The sequence below is a fragment of the Micromonospora sp. NPDC057141 genome (assembly GCF_042670805.1).
Classification (GTDB): domain Bacteria; phylum Actinomycetota; class Actinomycetes; order Mycobacteriales; family Micromonosporaceae; genus Micromonospora.
Genome location: NZ_JBHUVA010000006.1, coordinates 48,590 through 68,557, shown reverse-complemented (window position 1 = coordinate 68,557; position 19,968 = coordinate 48,590). Strand labels below are relative to the sequence as shown.

The 19,968-nt window shown below is 74.9% G+C and carries 16 protein-coding genes; 7 read left to right on the top strand and 9 right to left on the bottom strand.

Annotation, left to right across the window (positions count from 1 at the left end; all coding sequences use genetic code 11):
• Positions 1–4 precede the first annotated feature (4 nt).
• The 5 genes from ACFT41_RS06530 to ACFT41_RS06510 all read right to left on the bottom strand — a co-directional run bounded on the left by ACFT41_RS06530 (position 5) and on the right by ACFT41_RS06510 (position 5,835).
• Entirely contained in the window at positions 5–1,606 is a 1,602-nt protein-coding gene (locus ACFT41_RS06530; protein WP_377584001.1) for an acyl-CoA carboxylase subunit beta, read from the bottom strand.
• Entirely contained in the window at positions 1,603–3,282 is a 1,680-nt protein-coding gene (locus ACFT41_RS06525; RefSeq protein ID WP_377583998.1) for an acyclic terpene utilization AtuA family protein, read from the bottom strand. The genes ACFT41_RS06530 and ACFT41_RS06525 overlap by 4 nt, the downstream gene beginning before the upstream one ends.
• The gene (locus ACFT41_RS06520; RefSeq protein WP_377583995.1) at positions 3,279–4,106 is read right to left on the bottom strand and encodes a TIGR03084 family metal-binding protein; all 828 of its coding nucleotides are present in this window, start codon (positions 4,104–4,106) and stop codon (positions 3,279–3,281) included. The genes ACFT41_RS06525 and ACFT41_RS06520 overlap by 4 nt, the downstream gene beginning before the upstream one ends.
• A 32-nt stretch (positions 4,107–4,138) precedes the next feature.
• Positions 4,139–4,744: a TetR/AcrR family transcriptional regulator gene (locus tag ACFT41_RS06515; protein ID WP_377583992.1), complete on the bottom strand. Its 606-nt coding sequence runs from the start codon at positions 4,742–4,744 to the stop codon at positions 4,139–4,141.
• Between the two features lie 413 nt (positions 4,745–5,157).
• Entirely contained in the window at positions 5,158–5,835 is a 678-nt protein-coding gene (locus ACFT41_RS06510) for a Crp/Fnr family transcriptional regulator (RefSeq protein WP_007073398.1), read from the bottom strand.
• A gap of 220 nt (positions 5,836–6,055) precedes the next feature.
• Here ACFT41_RS06510 and ACFT41_RS06505 point away from each other — a divergent pair, with 220 nt between their 5' ends.
• The 6 genes from ACFT41_RS06505 (at position 6,056) to ACFT41_RS06480 (ending at position 11,419) form a co-directional block, all read left to right on the top strand.
• Positions 6,056–6,748: an adenosylcobinamide amidohydrolase gene (locus tag ACFT41_RS06505; protein ID WP_377583989.1), complete on the top strand. Its 693-nt coding sequence runs from the start codon at positions 6,056–6,058 to the stop codon at positions 6,746–6,748.
• Between the two features lie 55 nt (positions 6,749–6,803).
• On the top strand, positions 6,804–7,979 hold the full coding sequence (locus ACFT41_RS06500) for a CapA family protein (RefSeq protein WP_377583986.1): 1,176 nt from the start codon (positions 6,804–6,806) through the stop codon (positions 7,977–7,979).
• Between the two features lie 29 nt (positions 7,980–8,008).
• Positions 8,009–8,848, top strand: a complete 840-nt coding sequence (gene nth / locus ACFT41_RS06495; RefSeq protein ID WP_377584078.1) for an endonuclease III — start codon at positions 8,009–8,011, stop codon at positions 8,846–8,848.
• The gene (locus tag ACFT41_RS06490; protein ID WP_377583984.1) at positions 8,845–9,456 is read left to right on the top strand and encodes a TlpA family protein disulfide reductase; all 612 of its coding nucleotides are present in this window, start codon (positions 8,845–8,847) and stop codon (positions 9,454–9,456) included. Before nth ends, ACFT41_RS06490 begins: the two co-directional genes overlap by 4 nt.
• On the top strand, positions 9,453–10,151 hold the full coding sequence (locus ACFT41_RS06485) for an NUDIX hydrolase (protein ID WP_377583981.1): 699 nt from the start codon (positions 9,453–9,455) through the stop codon (positions 10,149–10,151). The genes ACFT41_RS06490 and ACFT41_RS06485 overlap by 4 nt, the downstream gene beginning before the upstream one ends.
• A gap of 89 nt (positions 10,152–10,240) precedes the next feature.
• Positions 10,241–11,419 (top strand): MarP family serine protease, encoded by a 1,179-nt coding sequence (locus ACFT41_RS06480; RefSeq protein WP_377583978.1) that lies wholly within the window; start codon positions 10,241–10,243, stop codon positions 11,417–11,419.
• Positions 11,420–11,438: 19 nt separating this feature from the next.
• On the opposite strand, the gene ACFT41_RS06475 is transcribed toward ACFT41_RS06480, so the two are convergent.
• The 3 genes from ACFT41_RS06475 to eccCa all read right to left on the bottom strand — a co-directional run bounded on the left by ACFT41_RS06475 (position 11,439) and on the right by eccCa (position 17,586).
• Positions 11,439–12,104: a phosphatase PAP2 family protein gene (locus ACFT41_RS06475; protein WP_377583976.1), complete on the bottom strand. Its 666-nt coding sequence runs from the start codon at positions 12,102–12,104 to the stop codon at positions 11,439–11,441.
• On the bottom strand, positions 12,101–13,501 hold the full coding sequence (gene mycP / locus ACFT41_RS06470; RefSeq protein WP_377583974.1) for a type VII secretion-associated serine protease mycosin: 1,401 nt from the start codon (positions 13,499–13,501) through the stop codon (positions 12,101–12,103). The genes ACFT41_RS06475 and mycP overlap by 4 nt, the downstream gene beginning before the upstream one ends.
• A gap of 98 nt (positions 13,502–13,599) precedes the next feature.
• Positions 13,600–17,586, bottom strand: a complete 3,987-nt coding sequence (eccCa, locus tag ACFT41_RS06465; protein ID WP_377583971.1) for a type VII secretion protein EccCa — start codon at positions 17,584–17,586, stop codon at positions 13,600–13,602.
• A 100-nt stretch (positions 17,587–17,686) separates the two neighbouring features.
• On the opposite strand from eccCa, the gene eccD reads away from it, so the two are divergent.
• Positions 17,687–19,087: a type VII secretion integral membrane protein EccD gene (gene eccD / locus ACFT41_RS06460; protein WP_377583969.1), complete on the top strand. Its 1,401-nt coding sequence runs from the start codon at positions 17,687–17,689 to the stop codon at positions 19,085–19,087.
• A 30-nt stretch (positions 19,088–19,117) separates the two neighbouring features.
• Here the strand turns inward: eccD and ACFT41_RS06455 are convergent, their stop codons facing one another.
• Positions 19,118–19,624 carry an inorganic diphosphatase gene (locus tag ACFT41_RS06455; protein WP_377583966.1) on the bottom strand — a complete coding sequence of 169 codons (507 nt, stop codon included), beginning with the start codon at positions 19,622–19,624 and terminating at the stop codon, positions 19,118–19,120.
• Positions 19,625–19,968 lie beyond the last annotated feature (344 nt).

Below are 19,968 nucleotides of genomic sequence, written 5' to 3'. Positions count from 1 at the left end.
CCCCTCACATCCGGAAGACGCCGAAGCCGTCGGCACCCCGCACTGGTCCACTGTGGATGGCTGACAGGCAGAGCCCGAGGACGGTACGGGTGTCCCGGGGGTCGATCACCCCGTCGTCGTAGAGCCGGCCCGAGAGGAACAGCGCCCCGGACTGGGACTCGATCTGCTGCTCGACCATCATCCGCATGGCGGCATCGGAGTCCTCGTCGAACTCCTGCCCCCGGGCGGCGGCGGCCTGCCGGGCCACGATCGACAGCACCCCGGCCAACTGCGCCGGCCCCATCACCGCCGACTTCGCGTTCGGCCAGGTGAACAGGAACCGGGGCTCGTACGCCCGCCCGCACATGCCGTAGTTGCCGGCCCCGTACGACGCGCCCAGGTTGACCGTCAGGTGCGGCACCTTCGAGTTCGACACCGCGTTGATCATCAGCGCGCCGTGCTTGATGATGCCGCGCTGCTCGTACTCGGCGCCGACCATGTAGCCGGTGGTGTTCTGGAGGAAGACCAGCGGGGTGTCGGCGGCGTTGGCGAGCTGGATGAACTGGGTCGCCTTCTGCGCCTCCTCGCTGAACAGCACGCCCCGGGCGTTGGCGAGGACCCCGACCGGGTACCCGTGCAGCTCGCCCCACCCGGTGACCAGCGCCGTGCCGTACGCGGGCTTGAACTCGTCGAACTCGCTGCCGTCGAGCACCCGGGCCAGGACCTCGCGCGGGTCGAACGGCACCTTCAGGTCGGCGCTGACGACGCCGAGCAGCTCCTCCGGGTCGTACTTCGGCGGCGCGGGGAACGCGGTGCGCGGCGGCGGGCCCTGCTTGCGCCGGTTGAGCCGGCGGACGCACTGCCGGGCCAGCCGGATGCCGTCCCGCTCGTCCTCCGCGAGGAAGTCGGCCAGGCCAGAACGGGTCGCGTGCATGGCGGCGCCGCCGAGGGACTCGTCGTCGGTGACCTCGCCCGTGGCCATCTTCACCAGCGGCGGCCCGGCCAGGTAGACCTGCGACCGGTCCCGAATCATGATCACGTGGTCGGACATCCCGGGCACGTATGCGCCGCCGGCCGTGGCGTTGCCGAACACCACGCTGACCGTGCCGATCCCCTCGGCCGAGAGCCGGGTCAGGTCGCGGAACACCCGCCCGCCGGGGATGAAGATCTCCGCCTGGGTGGGCAGGTCGGCTCCGGCGCTCTCCACCAGGTTGACCATCGGTAGCCGGTTGGCGAGGGCGATCTCCCCGGCCCGCCGGGTCTTCGCCAGGGACCACGGGTTGACCGCGCCGCCGCGTACCGTCGGATCGTTGGCGACGACCAGGCACTCCACGCCCTCGACCACGCCGATCCCGGTGACCACGCTGGCCCCGACGGGAAAGTCCGTCCCGTACGCGGCGACCGGTGACAGCTCCAGGAACGGGCTGTTCGGGTCGAGCAGCAGCTCGATCCGCTCCCGGGGCAGCAGCTTGCCGCGCTTGTGGTGGCGGGCCACGTACTTCCCGCCGCCGCCAGCGCGGGCCTGGTCGAGGGCCGCGTCCAGCTCGGCGAGGCGCTCCAGCAGGGCCTCCCGGCTGGCCCGGAAGGCCGGCGCGGACGGGTCGAGCGCGCTGTCCAGTGTGGTCACGACCCCGTTCCCTCCGTCGGCAGGTCGACGATGCGGGAGCGCAGCAGCTCGCCCAGCGCCTTCGCCTGCGGGTCGAACCGGGTCGACGCCGCCACCCCCTGCCCGAGCAGCCCCCGGATCACGAAGTTGATCGCGCGCAGGTTCGGCAGCTCGTGCCGCTCCACGGTCAGCGGGGCGGTCTCCGGCAGCAGCTCGGCCAGCCGCTCGACGGTCAGCCAGCCGCGCAGCCACGCCCAGGTGGCGTCCGTACGGGCCCAGACGCCCAGGTTCGCGTCGCCGCCCTTGTCGCCGGACCGCGCCCCCACCACCTCGCCCAGCGCCCCCCGCCTTGAGTGCAAGGAAGGGCCCCTTGTTAACGCATTCTGTGGTATAGGGGGCCCCTGCAAACACGCCACCACCGGCGGAGGAGCGATCAGCACCCGCTCGCCCGACGGCAGGACGGCCGCGTGCTCCACCGCGTCCTGCGGCACGGCGTCGGCGGTGAACACCCCGTACGGGGTGGCGTCGCCGGGCAGCGTGGTCAGCGTGCAGCCCGGGTAGGAGGCCAGCGCCAGCTCCACGGCGGCGGCCGAGAACGCCCGCCCGGCCCGCGTCTTGTCGCCGTCACGCAGGTGTACGTGCAGCAGCGCGCTCGCCGCCTCCGTGTCGCCCGCATCCGGGTGGTCGGTGCGGGCCAGCACGAACTCCAGCCCGTCGACCCCGACCGCCGCCTCCAGTTGGCCCCGCACCAGGGCCGCCTTGGCCGCGATGTCCAGCCCGCACAGGACGAACGTCATCGAGTTGCGGAACCCGCCGAGGTTGTTGACCCCGACCTTGAGGGTGGGCGGCGGGGGCGTGCCCCGGACCCCGGTGACGCGTACCCGGTCCGGCCCGTCGGCGGTCAGCTCGACCGTGTCCAGCCGGGTCACCACGTCCGGGCCCAGGTAGTCGGGGCCGCCCACCTCGTACAACAGTTGGGCGGTGACCGTCTCCACGGTGACCGCGCCGCCGGTGCCCGGGTGCTTGGTGACGACCGAGGAGCCGTCCGGGTGGATCTCGGCGATCGGGAAGCCGGGGCGGTGGCCGCCGTCGGGCAGCTCGGTGAAGAAGCTGAAGTTGCCGCCGGTGACCTGCGCCCCGCACTCGATCAGGTGCCCGGCCACGGTCGCCCCGGCCAACGCGTCGAGATCGTCGCGCCGCCAGCCGTACCGGGCGATCGCCGGCCCGACCGCCAGGGACGCGTCGGTGACCCGTCCGGTCACCACGACGTCCGCCCCGGCGTCGAGGCACGCGGCGATCCCGAACGCCCCCAGGTACGCGTTCGCGGTCAGCGCGTCGGGTCGGGCCAGGGCGTCGCCCTCGACGTACCCGATGCGGGCGGTGAGCCCGAGCCGGTCGGCGAGCGACCCGATCGCGGCGGCCAGCCCGGCGGGGTTCAACCCGCCGGCGTTGGTCACGATCCGGACCCCTTGCTCCAGCGCCGTGCCGAGGCATTCCTCAAGCTGGCGCAGGAACGTCCTCGCGTAGCCGAGCCCCGGGTCGCGCAGCCGGTCCCGGCCGAGGATCAGCATGGTCAGCTCGGCCAGGTAGTCGCCGGTCAGCACGTCCAGCTCGCCGCCGTCGAGCATCTCCCGCCAGGCCGTGGCCCGGTCGCCGTAGAAGCCGGACGCGTTCCCGACCCGCAGCGGCGGGCTCACGCGGTCGCCTCGGGCCGTGCGGCCTCGGGCCGTGCCGCCTCGGGCCGGGCACCCGCCGGCTCGCGGCCGGCCCCGGGCGGGCCGGCGAACGCCTGCGCCACGTCGAGCCACGCGTCGGCGACCGGGCCGGTGGCGACCAGGTCGAGGTCGGCGCGGTGCCGGCGCTGGGTGACCAGCAGGCAGAAGTCGAGGGCCGGGCCGGTGACCCGGTCGGCGGCGTCCGCCGGGCCGTGGACCCAGACGCCGCCGGGCGCGGTGACCTCCACCCGCACCGGGACCGCCGGGACCGCCCGGCCGTGGGCCGCGAACCCGTGCCCGAGGGTACGGAAACCGAGGTGTACGACGTGCCGGAGCCGGACGGTCGGGGCGCGGGTGACGCCGAGTGCGTCGGCCACGTCCTCGCCGTGCGCCCAGGTCTCCATGATCCGGGCGGTGGTCATGGAGGCGGCCGACATCCGGGTGCCGTACCAGGGCAGTTTCTCCCCGGCCGGTACGTCGGCGAGCGCGTCTGCGAGCGCGGAGCGGCCGGCCCGCCAGCGGGTCAGCAGCTCGGTCGGCGGGGCCAGGAAGTCCGCCGCCCCGGCGTCGACCAGCCGGGTCGGGTCCGGGGCGGAGGTCACCGAGGCGAGGAACGCGCCGGGATCGGTGGCCGCGAGCAGGGCGACGTGGTCGGTCCAGGCCAGGTGGGCGATCTGGTGGGCGACCGTCCAGCCGGGGGCCGGGGTGGGCCGCGCCCAGTCGCCCGGGGGCAGGGCGGCGACCAGGGCGTCCAGCTGCCCGGACTCGTCGGTCAGATCCGTGTGCAGGTCCGTGAGGTCGACCATCGTGCCTCCAGGGGGCCGGTCGGGCGGGCCGGTCAGGGGGTGAGCAGGGTGGCGAGCTGGCGTTTCCAGGTGGTGAGCAGGGCAGCGCGGCGGGCCGAGTCGTCGCTGAGCAGGTTGGCCACCCCGAGCCCGCGCAGCAGGTCGAGGGTGGCCTGCACGGACTCCCGGACGCCGGGGCGGCGCTCGTCGACGCCGAGCAGTGCCACGGTCAGCCGGTGCATCTCCCGGCCCACCTGCCGTTCCAGGGGGACCAGGGCGGCGCGTAGCTCGGCGTCGGTGCGTGCGGCGACCCAGAGTTCGAGGGCGGCGACGAAGAGCGGGCCGGTGAACGCCGCGCCGAGCAGGTCGATCACCCGGTCGAGCCGCTGTGGCCCGGCGGGCAGCGCCTCGGCCTCGGTGCGCAGCTCGTCGGCCCGGCGCTCGGCCAGGTGCGCGACGGCGGCGGTGACCAGGGCGGCCTTGGTGGGGTAGTGGTGCAGCTGGGCACCCCGGGACACCCCGGCCCGGGCCGCCACCACGGTGGTGGTCGTGCCGGACCAGCCGTGCTCGACCAGGCACTCGACGGTCGCCTCCAGCAGCCGGGCCCGGGTGGCGCGGCTGCGCTCCTGCTGAGGGACGCGGGTCGATGCGGCGGTCACCCGGTCAGCGTGCCGCCACCGAAACAAACAGTCAAGCCTGACTTTTTATATGCCGGTCGACGGCCGAGCGCGGATCCGCCTGCCAGGGGTGACGCCCTGTCCACCGGTTATGCCCTGTCAACCGGCCGTGTCGTGTTCGCTGGTTGTGTCGTGTTCGCTGGTTGTGCTCGACTTTCGCTGCCCTGCCTGGCCCATCGGGTCCTGCCCCGCCCTATGGAGCTGCCCCCATGAACGGGGCAACCACGAACGGGGCAACCACGAACGGGGCAACCACGAACGGGGCAACCACGAACGGAGCAACCACGAACGGAGCAATCAGGGCGGGCGCGTGAACGGGGCAGCTCCGTAGGGCCCAACTGGTGTGCACGCGTTCCCGGGAAACAGCGCGCCCGCCAGGGCGGGCGCGGGGAAGGTCAGACGCGGGCGCGGCGGGCCAGGCGCTCCGGGTCCAGGATGATGATGCTCTTGCCGTCCAGCCGCAGCCAGCCGCGCGAGGCGAAGTCGGCGAGCGCCTTGTTGACGGTCTCCCGGGAGGCGCCGACGAGCTGGGCGATCTCCTCCTGGGTCAGGTCGTGGGTCACCCGCAGCACGCCGCCGTCGCGGGTGCCGAACCGGCCGGCCATCTGGAGCAGGTTCTTCGCGACCCGCCCCGGCACGTCGGTGAAGATCAGGTCGGCCAGCGAGTCGTTCGTCCGGCGCAGCCGGCGGGCGAGCACCCGCAGCAGCTGCTCGGCGATCTCGGGCCGGTTGTTCAGCCACGGCCGCAGGGCCTGCTTGCGCAGGCGCACCAGGCGGGTGTCGGTCACCGCGGTGGCCGTCGCAGTCCGGGGGCCGGGGTCGAACAGCGACAGCTCGCCGACCATGTCCGACGGGCCCATCACGGCGATCAGGTTCTGTCGGCCGTCCGCCGCCCGGCGACCGACCTTGATCTTGCCGGACAGCAGGATGTAGAGACTGTCGCCGGGCTCGCCCTCGTTGAACACGACCTCGCCCTTGCGGACCTCGATCGTCTCCATCTCCTTGGCGAGCGCCTCGGCAGCCTCCGGGTCGACTCCCTGGAAGATCCCGCTGCGGGCCAGTACCTCGTCCATCGCGCACCTCCGCCTGCGCGTGCCGTCTTCCCGGCCGGGTCCGCCGTCCGCTGATCCCCTCGCGCGAGGCCAGTCTAGGCGCACGTGAGCGGTAATCAGAGGCGCACCCCTGGAATCTTGATCGTTGGACGTAACGTGCCCGACCTGATCAACCACTATGATCCGCCGGTTCGGCGGCCCCCGGCCCGCCTCGGCGTGCCCGGGACGTAGGGTCGGCGGCGTGCTGACCGAGCCGACCCTGACCACTCGCCACGAGGACGGGTGGGACGTCCCGCTGCTCGTCTGGCGGGCCGACCGGCCGCTGCTGGCCGTCAGCTCCGCGCCGCTCGGCGGCGGGATCGGCGTACGGCACTGGGTTGTCAACGCGACCGTGCCCATGTCGTACCACCGGGACGACCCGGCCGCCCACCTGGCCGAACTGGCCGACCAACTTGGCCTGGACGGGCCCGGCGTCGGTTTGCTGACCGGCGTCGACGTCGCCGAGGTGATCGTCCGGACCGACGCCGGGGTGCGGGTCTGGGCGACCGTCGGGCTGGGCACCCCCGTGCAGGCCGCCGCGCCCGACCCCGCCGTTCCGGCGCCCGCCCCGGCCGGGTGCGCCGTGCCCGCCCACCGGGTCGGCACGGTCAACATCGTGGTCGAGGTGCCCGCCCGACTCGGCGACGCGGCCCTGGTCAACGCGGTGGCCACGGCGACCGAGGCGAAGGCGCAGGCGATCCGGGCACTGGGGTTGGCCGCCACCGGCACCCCCACCGATGCCGTCGCCGTGCTCTGCCCGGCCGACGGCGAGCCGTCCGCCTATGGCGGGCCCCGCTCCGCCTGGGGTGCGCCGCTGGCCCGGGCGGTGCACGCCGCCGTGCTCGCCGGCGGGGCCGGGACCGTGGTCCCCTGGTCCGAACGGCGCACGGCCTGATTTTCGCCCGATCGGCCATCGTCACCGCCTGTTCCACCCGGTAGCCTCGCGGTCGATGTCCGCTTCCACCCGCCCCGGCCCCCGTCGCCGCACCGGCGCAGCCCGTCCGCGTCGCCGCCCCACCCTCGCCCTCGGCGTGCTGCTCGGCACGCTGCTCGCCGCCGGCTGCTCCGAGGCGGCCGAGGCCCCCACCTGGCAGCCCGGCACCCGGGTCGGGGCGACCGGCACCGCCTCCCCGACCCCCTCCGGCGCGACCCCCGGGAGCAGGGTCGAGAGCGTGTCGCTCTCCGCCACCGGCGACATCATCATGGGCAACGCGCCGAACCGGCTCCCGCCGAACGGCGGGAAGGGTTTCTTCGACTCCGTCAAGGGGGCACTCGCCGCCGACTTGGTGATGGGCAACCTGGAGGAGCCGCTCACCGTCGACACCGGCACCGGCAAGTGCGGGGCCAACTCGACCCGGTGCTTCCAGTTCCGCGCCCCGCCCGAGTATGCCGCGCACCTGCGCGACGGCGGGTTCGAGCTGCTCAACCAGGCCAACAACCACGGCTACGACTACGGCCCCAAGGGCTACCGCAACACCCAGGCCGCGCTGGAGAAGTACGACCTGGCGCACACCGGGGCGCCCGACCAGATCACCGTGGTCGAGGTCGAGGGCGTCAAGATCGCCGTCGCCGGCTTCTCGTCGTACGTCTGGTCCAACAGCCTGGTCGACATCGACGCCGCCCGCGAGGTGGTGGAGAAGGCGGCCACCATGGCCGACCTCGTCGTCGTGCAGGTGCACATGGGCGGCGAGGGCTCGGACAAGACCCGGGTGCGCCCCGGCACCGAGATGTTCCTCGGCGAGAACCGGGGCGACCCGGTCAAGTTCTCCCACGCCATGATCGATGCAGGGGCGGACCTGATCGTCGGCCACGGCCCGCACGTGCTGCGCGGCATGGAGTTCTACCAGGGCCGGCTGATCGCCTACAGCCTCGGCAACTTCGCCGGCGGCGGCAACTCGCTGAGCAACAACGGCCGGCTCGGCTGGGGCGGCGTGCTGAAGGTGTCGCTGAAGCCGGACGGCAGCTTCGCCGGCGGGTCGTTCACCTCGACGTACATGAACTCGATCGGCAAGCCGACCATGGACCCGGACGACCGGGGCCTCGGCCTGCTCCGGGAGCTCACCCGGCTGGACTTCCCGAAGAGCGGCGCCCGCTTCGACGACGAGGGCCGGATCACCGAGGGGTGAGCCCGGCCGGGCCGCGTGGGCTCACCGGGCTGTCACCGGGCCGACGTAGGCTTTCCGTCGTGACCACCAGTGCCCCCGCAGCCGCCGAGACCTCACCCGGAGCCGCCGAGACCGACCTCGGCCGCACGCGCCGCGCCCGGAAGATCCACCGGGTGCTGACCCAGACGCACCCCGACGCCCACTGCGAGCTGGACCACACCAACCCGCTGGAGCTGGCCGTCGCCACGATCCTGTCCGCCCAGTGCACGGACAAGAAGGTCAACGAGGTCACCCCGAAGCTGTTCGCCCGCTATCCGACGGCCGCCGACTACGCCGGTGCCGACCGGGCCGAGCTGGAGGAGCTGATCCGGCCCACCGGCTTCTACCGCAACAAGACCAACTCGCTGATCCGGCTGGGCCAGGCCCTCGTCGAACGCTACGACGGCCAGGTCCCCGGGAAGCTGAACGACCTGGTGACGCTGCCCGGGATGGGCCGCAAGACCGCCAACGTCATCCTCGGCAACGCCTTCGACGTCCCCGGCATCACCGTCGACACACACTTCCAGCGGTTGGTGCACCGCTGGCGGCTGACCGCCGAGACCGACCCGGTGAAGATCGAGCACGCGATCGGCGCGATGTTCCCGAAGCGCGACTGGACGATGCTGTCGCATCGGATCATCTTCCACGGCCGGCGGGTCTGCCACGCCAAGAAGCCCGCGTGCGGCGCCTGCACGCTGGTGAAGCTCTGCCCGTCGTACGGGACGGGGCCGACCGAGCCGGCGCCGGCCGCGAAGCTGCTCAAGGGCCCCCGGGCGCGGGACCTGGCCGTCGCGGCGGGCGTCGACCCGGAGCTGGTGCCGCAGCAGGCGGACGTCGCGGAGGCGCCGTGAAGCGCCGCCTCACCGCTGTGCTCCTGCCGCTCGTCCTGCTCGCCGCCGCCTGCACGGCGGTCCCGGCCGAGGAGCAGCAGTCGGCCGAGCCGCGGCGGAACACCCGACCGTCGCCGTTCGCCGCCTGCGCGGCCCTGACCGTGCCGCCCGCCTCGGCCGCACCCACCCCCGCCGGGTCCGGCGGGCCGGAGCTGCCCGAGCTGGCCCTGCCCTGCTTCACCGGCGGCGACCCCGTCGCCCTGCGGGACGTCCGAGGCCCTGCGGTGATCAACCTGTGGGCGTCCTGGTGCCCGCCCTGCCGCAAGGAACTGCCCGCGTTCCAGCGGCTCAGCGAGCGCGCCGACGGCAAGCTCCAGGTGATCGGGGTGAACACCCGCGACAGCCGGGACGCCGCCCAGTCCATCGGCGAGGACTTCGGCGTGCGCTTCCCTGTTCTGTTCGACCAGGGCGAGAGCCTGCGCCGGGCGCTCAACCGCAACGCCGTACCGCTGACCGTGCTCGTCGGCGCGGACGGCCGCATCCGGCACGTCGACACCTCCGGCGCGCTGGACGACGCCCGCCTCGCCGCCCTCGTCCGCGAGCACCTCGGCGTGGTGGTGCCGGCGTGAGCCGTACGCCGCCACCCTGGATGCAGCCCCTGCTGTCCCGGCTCGGCTCCGCGCGGGCCGAGGACTTCACCCGGATCACCACCCCGGCCAGTGGCGGGCGGGAGAGCGCCGTGCTCGTGCTCCTCGGTGAGGAGCCCGGGGCGGGCCCGGACGTGCTGATCCTGCAACGCGCCGCGACCCTGCGCAACCACGCCGGGCAGCCGGCGTTCCCCGGCGGGGCGGCCGACCCGGGCGACGCCGACTCCGCAGCCACCGCCCTGCGCGAGGCCAACGAGGAGGTCGACCTCGACCCGGCCAGTGTCACCGTCCTCGCCGAGCTGCCGAGGCTGTGGATCCCGGTCAGCGACTTCGTGGTGACCCCCGTGCTCGGCTGGTGGCACCGGCCGCACCCGGTGCACCCCCGGGAGCCGGCCGAGGTCGCGCACGTCGCCCGGCTGCCGGTCGCCGAGCTGGTCGCCCCGGAGAACCGGATGCGGGTACGCCACCCGAGCGGCTGGATCGGCCCGGCCTTCTCGGCGCGCGGCATGCTGGTCTGGGGCTTCACGGCCGGGGTGCTCGCCGCCCTGCTGGAGATGGGCGGGTGGGCCCGCCCCTGGCCGGGCGACCGGGTCGTCGACCTGCCGCCGGCCGGGGCCGCGCCGGCACCCTCCGCCGGCACCGACGCCGCCGACGAGATGGCCGGGCCGCTGCCCTGACCGCCGGCGAGACGGCTGGACGTTGACCGGACCGTCACGTTCCGCGAGCGGCGGGCACCCGGCGGGCCCGGTGCCCGTACCCTTGGGGCGTGTCCGCCGTGGATCTCGTTCTGCTCCTGCTCATGCTCGTGTTCGCGATCAGCGGATACCGTCAGGGCTTCGTCATCGGGGTGCTGTCGTTCTCCGGGTTCTTCCTGGGCGCGCTCATCGGCCTCCAGGTCGGCCCGCTGCTGGCCCGCCAGTTCACCGACAGCGGCACCCGGGTGCTGATCTCCCTCGTCGCCGTCTTCGGGCTGGCCGTGGTGGGGCAGGCGCTGGCCGGCTGGCTCGGTTCCCACCTGCGCCAGACCATCACCAGCGACATCGCCAAGCGGGCCGACGACATCGGCGGGGCAGTCGTCTCGCTCTTCGCCGTCCTGCTGGTCGCCTGGCTGGTGGCCGTGCCGCTGGGCTCGTCCTCGCTGCCATGGCTGGCCTCCTCGGTACGCAACAGCGCGCTGCTCACCGTCGTCGACCGGGTCCTGCCCGACCAGGCGCAGGAGCTGTCCACCGCGTTGCGCGACACCGTCGACACCAACGGCTTCCCGGACGTCTTCGGCGACCTCGCGCCCACCCGGGCCCGGCAGGTCGAGCCGCCCGACCCGGCGCTCGCCGGCTCCAAGGTGGTGGCCGACGGCCGGCGCTCGGTGGTCAAGGTGTTGGGCTCCGCGCCGAGCTGCGCGCGCCGCATCGAGGGCTCCGGCTTCGTGTACGCCGACGACCGGGTGATGACCAACGCGCACGTGGTGGCCGGCACCCGGTCGGTGGCGGTCGAGCTCAACGGCGACCGGTACGACGGGGAGGTCGTCGTCTACGACCCCGACCGGGACCTGGCCGTGCTGCGGGTGCCGGGGCTGCCCGGCCCGTCCCTGCGGTTCGCCGCCGGCAACGCGGGCAGCGGGGCGGACGCGATCGTGCTGGGCTTCCCGCTCGACGGCCCGTACAACGCCCAGTCGGCGCGGATCCGGGACGTCGACCGGATCACCGGCCCGGACATCTACTCCTCGGGCGACGTGACCCGGGAGATCTACACGATCCGGGCGCTGGTGCGCAGCGGCAACTCGGGCGGGCCGCTGCTCTCCTCGAACGGCCTGGTGCTCGGGGTGATCTTCGCGGCGGCGGCGGACGACCCGAACACGGGCTTCGCGGTGACGGCGGCCGAGGCCCGCCCGGTGGCCCTGGCCGGCGCCGAGCGGACCCGCGCGGTCGGCACCGGCGAGTGCACCTGACGCCGACCCGCCGCCCGGCTCAGGACGGCGGGCCGGTCCGGGCGTGCCAGGTGCGGAAGGCAGCGGTGGTGGCGGCCACCGTCGCCGTGCCCAGCAGCCAGCCGCCGACCACGTCGCTGGTGTAGTGCACGCCGAGCGCCAGCCGGCTCACCCCGGTCAGCACCGTCAACACGGCGGCGGCGGCCCAGATCGCCCACCGGCGGGCCGGGTGCTGCTTGGCGTACGGGAGGAAGACCAGCAGCAGCACCCCGGCGGCGAGGGTCGCGTTCAGCGCGTGCCCGGAGGGGAACGAGTATCCGGTGGCCCGCGCTACCGGGTCGAGCAGGTCGGGCCGGTCCCGGCCGACCAGCAGCTTGAGCAGCGCGCCGAGCAGGCCGCCCACCGCCATCGTGGTGACCGCCCACCAGGCCAGCCGCGTCGCGCGCCGGGTGGACAACCAGACCACCACGGCGAGTACGGCGACCCGCAGTGGCCCGGGATCGAAGGCGTTGGTCCAGACGGTCATGAACCCCACCCAGCCCGGGTGGTCGACGGCGTAGCCGTGCAGGGCGTGCGCGACCGAGGTGTCCAGCCGGTGCAGCGGCGGCCAGGAGCCCAGCACCAGCAGGGCGAGCAGGGTGAACGGCACCAGGACCAGGAAGCCGGCGGTGGCGGCGAGAGCCAGCCGCAGCCGGGGAGGGGTCAACGGCTGCGCTGGCGCAGGCGGCGGACCATCAGCGCGACCCCGGTGACCAGGGCCGCGAGGAGCGCCACGCCGGCCCAGAGCCGCTTCGGGTCGGCGTCGTCGCGGCCGCCAGCCGGCTGCGCCGTCCAGCGGGTGTGCTGGCGGGGCGCGGTGAAGCCGAGCGGGTCCGCGCCGGCGCCCGCGACCGGGGGCTCCTGCGCGGCGCCGGGCGCCGGGCCGAAACCCACCACGCCAGGGGAGGACTGGTCGTCGAGCGGGTTGCGCCCCACCGGGGCCACGTCGGCGGTGAGCGCGGCGACCGGGTCGACCAGGCCGTACCCGAAGCGGTCGTCGCGGCCGGTGGGCCCGATGTCCCGGGCGGTGCTGATCAGGCGGTTGACCACCTCGCCGGCGGACATCTGCGGCCAGCGGGCCCGGATCAGCGCGGCGGCCGCGGCCACGAGCGGCGACGCGAAGCTGGTGCCCTGCACCCGCCAGTACCCGCTGTCGGGCCGGGCCCCGACCAGCCCGGTCGCCGGGGCGGTGAGGATCGTCGGGCGGCCGGTGATCGACCCGGACCACAGGTTGTCGCTGGCGCGCTCCAGGCCGGCCACGGCGATCACGCCCGGCTCCCGCGCCGGATACCAGACCTTGGTGTCGGCGGAGGAGGCGACGTTGCCGGTGCAGGCGACCACCACCACGTCGCGGGCGAACGCGTAGTCCAACGCCGCCGCCAGGGCCGGGCTGTCACCGCTGCCACCGAGCGACAGGTTGATCACCCGGGCACCGTTGTCGACGGCCCACCGGACCCCCTTGGCGACGATCAGCGCGTCGTCGTAGCGGTTCTCGTCGTCGAGGACCCGCACCGGGAGGATCCTCGCGTCCGGGGCGAGCCCGACGGCGCCCCGCCGGTCGTCGTTGCGGCCGGCGATCAGGCCCGCCACCGTCGTGCCGTGCCCGACCGGGTCCGGGCCGTCGGTGCCGCCGTCGTCGACCAGGTCGATGCCCGGCAGCACCTGGCCGGCCAGGTCCGGGTGGGAACCGTCCACCCCGGAGTCGATCACGGCGACGACGACCCCGCGCCCCGTCGAGGTGCGCCAGGCCGTCGACGCCCGCAGCTCGTCGAGCTGCCACTGCTCGTCGCGGACCTGGTCGGCCCGGGCCGGCGTGTCGACCGGGGACACCCGCCGGGACACGCCCACCGACACCGGCGCGGCGAGCGGGGCGAACCCGGACACCGGCGCGGCGAGCGGGGCGAACCCGCGCTGCACGGTGGGGGCCGGCGCGGCGAGGGCCGACGGTGGGACCGGGCCGACGAGCGACACCGCGAGCGCGGCGGCGCCGACCAGCGCGCGGCCGGTGAACCGTCGCGTCGTCGCGGGCCTGCCGTGCCGAACCCCAGTCACATTCCCAGCCATTCATCGCGGCGGACACATGCTGCTCGGAGATTACCGGTTCCCACCCCCGTCACGCGCCATTCCGGGGCCGGATCACCGGGTCGTCGGGCGCGAAACCCCTACGGCGAGGGGAGATGGGCCAGCTGCACCAGGCGTACGCCCTCGCGCCGGGTCACCAGCCGGGCCCGCCCCGGCGGGAGCGGGCCGGGCCGGACCTGACCGACGATCGGCCCCTCGTCGGGGCTACCCGCCATCACCAGCCCCGGGGCCGACAGCTCCTTGAGCCGCTGGAGGAACTGGTCGTACCCCCGGCCGGCGCCACCGGCCCGGCGGGCCAGCACCAGGTGCAGGCCGATGTCCCGGGCCTGGGGGAGGTATTCCTCCAGGGCGCGCAGCGGGTTGACCGGCCCGCTGGCCACCAGGTCGTAGTCGTCGACCAGCACGAACAGCTCCGGCCCCGACCACCACGACCGCTGGCGCAGCTGCGCCGGGGTGACGTCCGGGCCGGGCAGCCGCAGCTGCATGTAGCCGGCGGCGGACTCGACCAGCTCGGTGGTGCGGGCGGCGGCCGTACCGTAGCCGATCCGGTGCTCGGTCTCGATCGCGCCGAGCAGGCTGCGCCGGTAGTCGACCAGGATCACCCGCGCCTGCTCCGGGGTGAACCGGCTGACGATGGTCGCCGCGAGGGCCCGCAGGAACGACGACTTGCCGCACTCGGCGTCGCCGAAGACCAGCAGGTGTGGCTCGGTGGCGAAGTCGAGCGCCACCGGGTGCAGGTCCGCCTCGGCGATCCCGACCGGCAGGGCCAGCCCGGCCGTCGCGGTCAGGTCCAGCTCCGCGTACGGCAGCACCGGCGGGAGCAGCCGGACCGGGGGCGCCACCGGGCCGTCCCATGCCCCGGCGACCGCCTTGACCATGGTTGCCGTGTCGCCGCCGGGTTCGGCCAGCCGGGGCAGGGCGGTGAGGAAGTGCAGGTTCTCGCCGGTCATGCCCCGGCCGGGCGTCTTGTCGGGCACGGTCGCCGCCGCCGCGCGGCGGACCAGAAGCGAGTCCGACGGGTCGCCGAGGCGCAGCTCCAGGCGGGAACCGAACAGGTCCCGGATCGCCGGGCGGTAGTCCGTCCAGCGGATCGCGCTGGCCACCACGTGCACCCCGTACGACAGGCCCCGGGTGGCCAGCTCGGTGACCAGCGGCTCCAGGTCGTCGTACTCGTTGCGCAGGGTGCTCCAGCCGTCCACCACCAGGAACACGTCGCCGAACGGGTCGGTGGCGGGCTGCCCGGCGGCGGCGAGCGCGGCCCGCCGCTTCCGGTACGCGGCCATCGACTCCACCCCCAGTTCGGCGAAGCGGCGCTCCCGGTCGACCAGCACGGTGACCAGTTCCCCGACGGTGCGCCGCACGGCGGTCTGGTCGGTCCGGCCGGACACCCCGCCCACGTGCGGCAGGTCGCGCAGCGCGGCGAGCCCGCCGCCGCCGAAGTCCAGGCAGTAGACCTGCGCCTCGACGGGCGTGTGGGTCAACGCCAGCGCGCACACCAGGGTGCGCAGCAGGCCCGACTTGCCGCTCTGCGGGCCACCGACCACGCCGACGTGCCCCGCCGACCCGCCGAGGGCGAGCCAGAGCAGGTCCCGCCGCTGCTCGAACGGCTTGTCGATCACGGCCACCGGCACCTGGAGCGCGCCGTGCAGCTCCGGGTTGGCGAAGGTCAGCCCGCGCGCCGGGTCGACGCCGACCGGGCCGAGCAACTCGTCGAGGGTGGGCGCGGCGTCCAGCGGCGGCAGCCACACCTGGTGCGCGGGCGGGCCCTGCCCGGCCAGCCGCCCCACCAGCACGTCGAGCAGGCTGTCCCGGCCGGCCTCGTCCTCGGCGGTCGCCGTCAGCGCCGGGGTGGGCGGCTCCGGCACCGGCACCACGTGGGTGGTGAACGCCAGCAGGCGGGGCGCGCCGGCCCCGCCGGAGCCGGCCGGGCCGCCCCGGCGCCGCAGCGGCCCCGAGACGTACGCGGCCCTGAAGCGCATCAGCGGCTCGGTGCCGAAGCGCAGGTAACCGTGCCCCGGCGAGCGGGGCAGCTCGTGGGCGTCCGGCACCCCGAGCACCGTCCGGGACTCCAGGGCCGAGAAGGTCCGCAACCCGATCCGGTACGACAGGTGGGTGTCCAGCCCGCGCAGCCGTCCCTCCTCCAGCCGCTGGCTGGCCAGCAGCAGGTGCACGCCCAGCGACCGGCCGAGCCGGCCGATCTGCACGAACAGGTCGATGAAGTCGGGCTTGGCCGACAGCAGCTCGGAGAACTCGTCGCAGATCAGCAGCAGCGACGGCAGCGGGGCCAGCGGCGTGCCGGCCGCTCGGGCGCGCTCGTAGTCGCGCAGGCTGGCGTAGTTGCCGGCCCGGCGCAGCAACTCCTGGCGGCGCATCAGCTCCCCGTTGATCGCGTCGACCATCCGGTCGACCAGCGGCAGCGCGTCGGCCAGGTTGGTGATCACCGCGGCGGTGTGCGGGAGCCGGTCGAAGGAGGCGAAGGTGGCCCCGCCCTTGAAGTCGACCAGGACGAAGTTGAGCTGCTCGGAGCTGTGCGTGGCGGCCAGCCCGAGGACCAGGGTGCGCAGCAGCTCGGACTTGCCGGAGCCGGTGGCCCCGATGAGCAGCCCGTGCGGGCCCATCCCGTCCTGGGCGGACTCCTTGAGGTCCAGCTCGATCGCGCCGCCGTCGGTGCCCACCCCGATCGGCACCCGCAGCCGGTCCCGCGCCGACCGGGGCGCCCAGCCCTGCTCGGCGGTGAAGCTCTCCGGGTCGCCGATGCCGAGCAGCTCGGGCAGGCCCAGCTCGGCGTTGACCGGGGCGTCCGGCCCGCGTACGGCGGTGGCGAGCCGCAGCGGGGCGAGCCGGCGGGCGACCGCCTCGGCGTCGGCGGGCGCCAGCCGGTCGGCGGTGCCCACCTCGGCGTGTCCCTCGGCGGAGTGCGAGTGCAGCCGGCCGCCCCGCAGGTCCAGCAGGAGGGCGTACCGGTCGAGCAGCCGGGGCGGCGGGGTGTCCAGGTCGACGACGGTGACCGCGTCGATGCCGCCGTCGCCGACGAGGTCGGTGGCGCCGGTGAGGTCGCCGCCGTCGAGCACCACCACGACGTGCGGCCCGTCGGTGGCCGGGCCGGACGGGCTGAACCGGGACCGGCTGGCCAGCACCTCGTCGAGGAGCCGTTCCAGCTCGACGGCGGAGCTGGTGACCAGGCGGACCGGGCCGACGGCGTCGGTGCGGGTGGGGTGGTGGGCGTGCGGCAGCCACTTCACCCACTCCCACAACGCCCGCCGCTCGGGGCCGGCGCAGACGGCGACCAGCAGCTCGTCGGGGGCGTGGAAGACCGCGAGCTGGGTGAGCAGCGCCCGGGCCAGCGCCTGCGCGTCGGGCGAGCCGGTGCCGGGGCGGATGCCCGCCTCCGTGCTCTCCCGGGGTGCCTCGCCGCGCACGAAGACCCGGGCGAAGCTGCGCAGCGACAGGGCCACCGGCAGGTCGGGCACCACCGCGTACGCGTCGAGGAACCGCCGCAGCGCGCCGGCGGTCATCGGCTCCAGCTCTTCCAGCGGGCGGGTGACCGGCGGCACCAGCGGGGTGGCCAGGGTCTGCGGGCCGACGCCCACCCGGACCACGGCGAAGTCCGGGTCGATCGGGCGGCGCTCCCAGACCCGGTGGCTGTCGACGGTGGACCAGAGCCGGTCCGGGTCGGGGTGGCGGTAGTGCAGCCCGGCGCGCTGCCGCCCGGCGGTCTGCCGGACCCGGCGGCGCAGCGTGCCCAGGTGTCGCAGGTACTCCCGGCGGGCGGCCATCATCTCCGACTTCTTCGGCGTGCCGGAGGCGCTGCCCCACGAGGTGACCAGCATGGCCAGTGAGGAGAGCCCGAACATCCCGCCGACCACGTACGAGTACGCCCCGCCACCCCGGCCGAACATCATCGCCATCGCGACCGACCCGCCCAGCATGGGCAGCACCATCAGCGCCTGCTGCCAGCGCCCCCCGGTGACGGCGGGGATCTCCGGTGGGGCCTCGACGGGCAGCTCGCCGACCGGGATCTCCGGCGCCGGCCGCCGGGGTGGTCGCTTGATGACGACGGTGGACACTCGACCTCCCCACAGCGCTCGGTAACCCGAGCCTGGCTCATGGTAGGTAAAGTCCTGTCGTCCGCGCAGCCACCGCCCCCCTCGATATGGAGATGCGTCGATGACGATCGGGTTGGCCCGGGTGACGATCAGCGCCCCCCAGCGCCGGGTCGACGTCGCCCTGCCCGAGCAGGTTCCCCTGGCCGAGCTGCTGCCCGAGGTGCTCCGGCACGCCGGCGAGGGGCTGGCCGACGACGGCGAACGGCACGGCGGCTGGGTGCTGCGCCGCACCGACGGCGCGGTGCTGGCCACCGCCCAGGCCCTGCTGCCCCAGGGGGTCCGCGACGGCGAGGTGCTGCACCTGGTGCCGGCCCGCGCGCAGTGGCCCGAGCTGGAGTACGACGACGTGGTCGAGGCGATCGTCGACGGGGCCCGCCGCCGGGGTGCCGCCTGGTCGCCGGCCGCAACCCGTTCCGCCGCCCTGGCCGGCGCGGCCGTGCCGCTCGGCGTGGGGCTGCTCGCCGTCCTCGCCGCCGGCCCCGGGCCCGGGGCCGGCTGGCCCGTCGCGGTCGCGGTGGCGCTGCTGCTCACCCTCGCCGGGGCGGTCGCCTCCCGCGCGTACGGGGACGGGGCCACCGGCGCGACCCTCGGTGGCTACGCCCTGCCGTACGCGTTCGCCGCCGGCGCCCTCGCGGTCAGCTCCGGCGACGCGGTCGGCCCGGTCGCGCCGCTGCCCTGGCTCGGCGCCCCCGAGCTGCTGGCCGGCGCGGTGGCGCTGCTGCTGGTGGCGGTGCTCGGCCTGCTCGGGGTGGCCAGCCGGGTGCGGGTCTTCGTGGCCGGCGCGACCGTCGGCGCGGCGGGTGCGCCCGCCGCCCTCGGCGGGCTGGCCCTGCCGGCCGGGGGTGCCGCGGCGGTGCTGCTCTGCGGCCTGGTCTTCGCGCTCGGCGCGCTGCCCCTGCTGGCCATCCGGCTGGGCAAGATGCCGCTGCCGCCGATCACCCTGCCCGGCGACGGCGGCGCCGGCGGGGACGCCGCCCGGGACCTGCCGGACCGGGCCCGGGTGCACGCCGCGGTGGCCCGCACCGAGGAGATGCTCACCGGGATGCTGCTCGGGCACGCCGTGCTGGTGGCCGGGGCGGCCGTGGTGCTCACGATGGCGGGCGGGGTGGCCGGGCGGCTGCTGGTCGCCGTGGTCTGCGCCGTGCTGCTGCTGCGCTCGCGGCTGTTCGTGGCGGTCCGCCACCGGGTGCCGCCGGTCGTCGCCGGGCTGGCCGGGGCCGCCCTGCTCGGCGGGGTGCTCGCCGTGGGCTCCGGGCCGGCGGGGCGGCTGGTGCTGGCCGTCGGCGGGCTGGCCGTGGCGCTGCTCGCCGTGGCGGCCGGCACCACGTACGCGCGCCGACCCGCCTCCCCGTACCTGGGTCGGGCGGCCGACCTGGTCGACACGGCGTTGGTGGTCTCCGTGGTGCCGGTGGCCTGCGCGGTGCTCGACCTGTACGAGCGGGCCCGGGGGCTGCTCGGCTGAGCGGCCACCGGGCCCGTCGACGGGGGTGGGTCAGTGGATGGTCTCGCCGCGCTCCTCGGCCGCCTTGGCCCGCCGGTACGACGCGTGGATCTCGGCCTCCGCCTCGACGCGGCCGACCCAGGTCGCGCCCTCGACCGACTTGCCGGGCTCCAGGTCCTTGTACACCTCGAAGAAGTGCTGGATCTCCAGCCGGTCGAACTCGCCCAGGTGGTGGATGTCGCGCAGGTGCTCCTGGCGCGGGTCCTCGAAGGGCACGCAGAGGACCTTGTCGTCGCCGCCCTTCTCGTCGGTCATCCGGAACATGCCGATGGTGCGGCAGCGGATCAGGCAGCCCGGGAAAGTCGGCTCGGGGACCAGCACCAGCGCGTCCAGCGGGTCGCCGTCCTCGCCCAGGGTGCCCTCGATGAACCCGTAGTCCGCCGGGTACTGCGTGGACGTGAAGAGGGTGCGGTCCAGCCTGATCCGGCCGGTCGCGTGGTCCACCTCGTATTTGTTGCGGTGACCCTTGGGGATCTCAACCGTGACGTCGAAATCCATCTCCCACGCTCCCTCGTTTGCCCACGCTGGCCAACGGAACCAGTGGCGCCGCTCCCGGGCAGGTGAATGCCCACCCGACCGCTCCGGCCGCCGCATAGTGTTCGGACCGAAGTAGTGTCACCCAAGCTGTTTTCCGCACGGGGAGGAGGGGGTCGTGGGGAGGGAAGATTCACACTACCGCCCGCAGGGGGTTGACGGGCGGAAGAAGCCGCACCCGGGGTCCGGGAGCGCGACCGGGCGGGTGCCGGTGCCCGGGGCGCACGTGCCGCGTGCCCAGGAACCGGCCGTAAACGACTTCGATCCGGAGGCCACGGCCCCGATCGTCGCGTCCGGCGAGCCGGTGT

What these genes read in the sequence shown, in the direction of transcription:
- ACFT41_RS06520 (WP_377583995.1), bottom strand. Translation starts at nt 4,106, where the DNA reads ATGGTCGACCTCACGGACCTGCACACGGATCTGACCGACGAGTCCGGG.
- ACFT41_RS06510 (WP_007073398.1), bottom strand. Translation starts at nt 5,835, where the DNA reads ATGGACGAGGTACTGGCCCGCAGCGGGATCTTCCAGGGAGTCGACCCG.
- ACFT41_RS06500 (WP_377583986.1), top strand. Translation starts at nt 6,804, where the DNA reads ATGTCCGCTTCCACCCGCCCCGGCCCCCGTCGCCGCACCGGCGCAGCC.
- mycP (WP_377583974.1), bottom strand. Translation starts at nt 13,501, where the DNA reads ATGGCTGGGAATGTGACTGGGGTTCGGCACGGCAGGCCCGCGACGACG.
- eccD (WP_377583969.1), top strand. Translation starts at nt 17,687, where the DNA reads ATGACGATCGGGTTGGCCCGGGTGACGATCAGCGCCCCCCAGCGCCGG.
- ACFT41_RS06455 (WP_377583966.1), bottom strand. Translation starts at nt 19,624, where the DNA reads ATGGATTTCGACGTCACGGTTGAGATCCCCAAGGGTCACCGCAACAAA.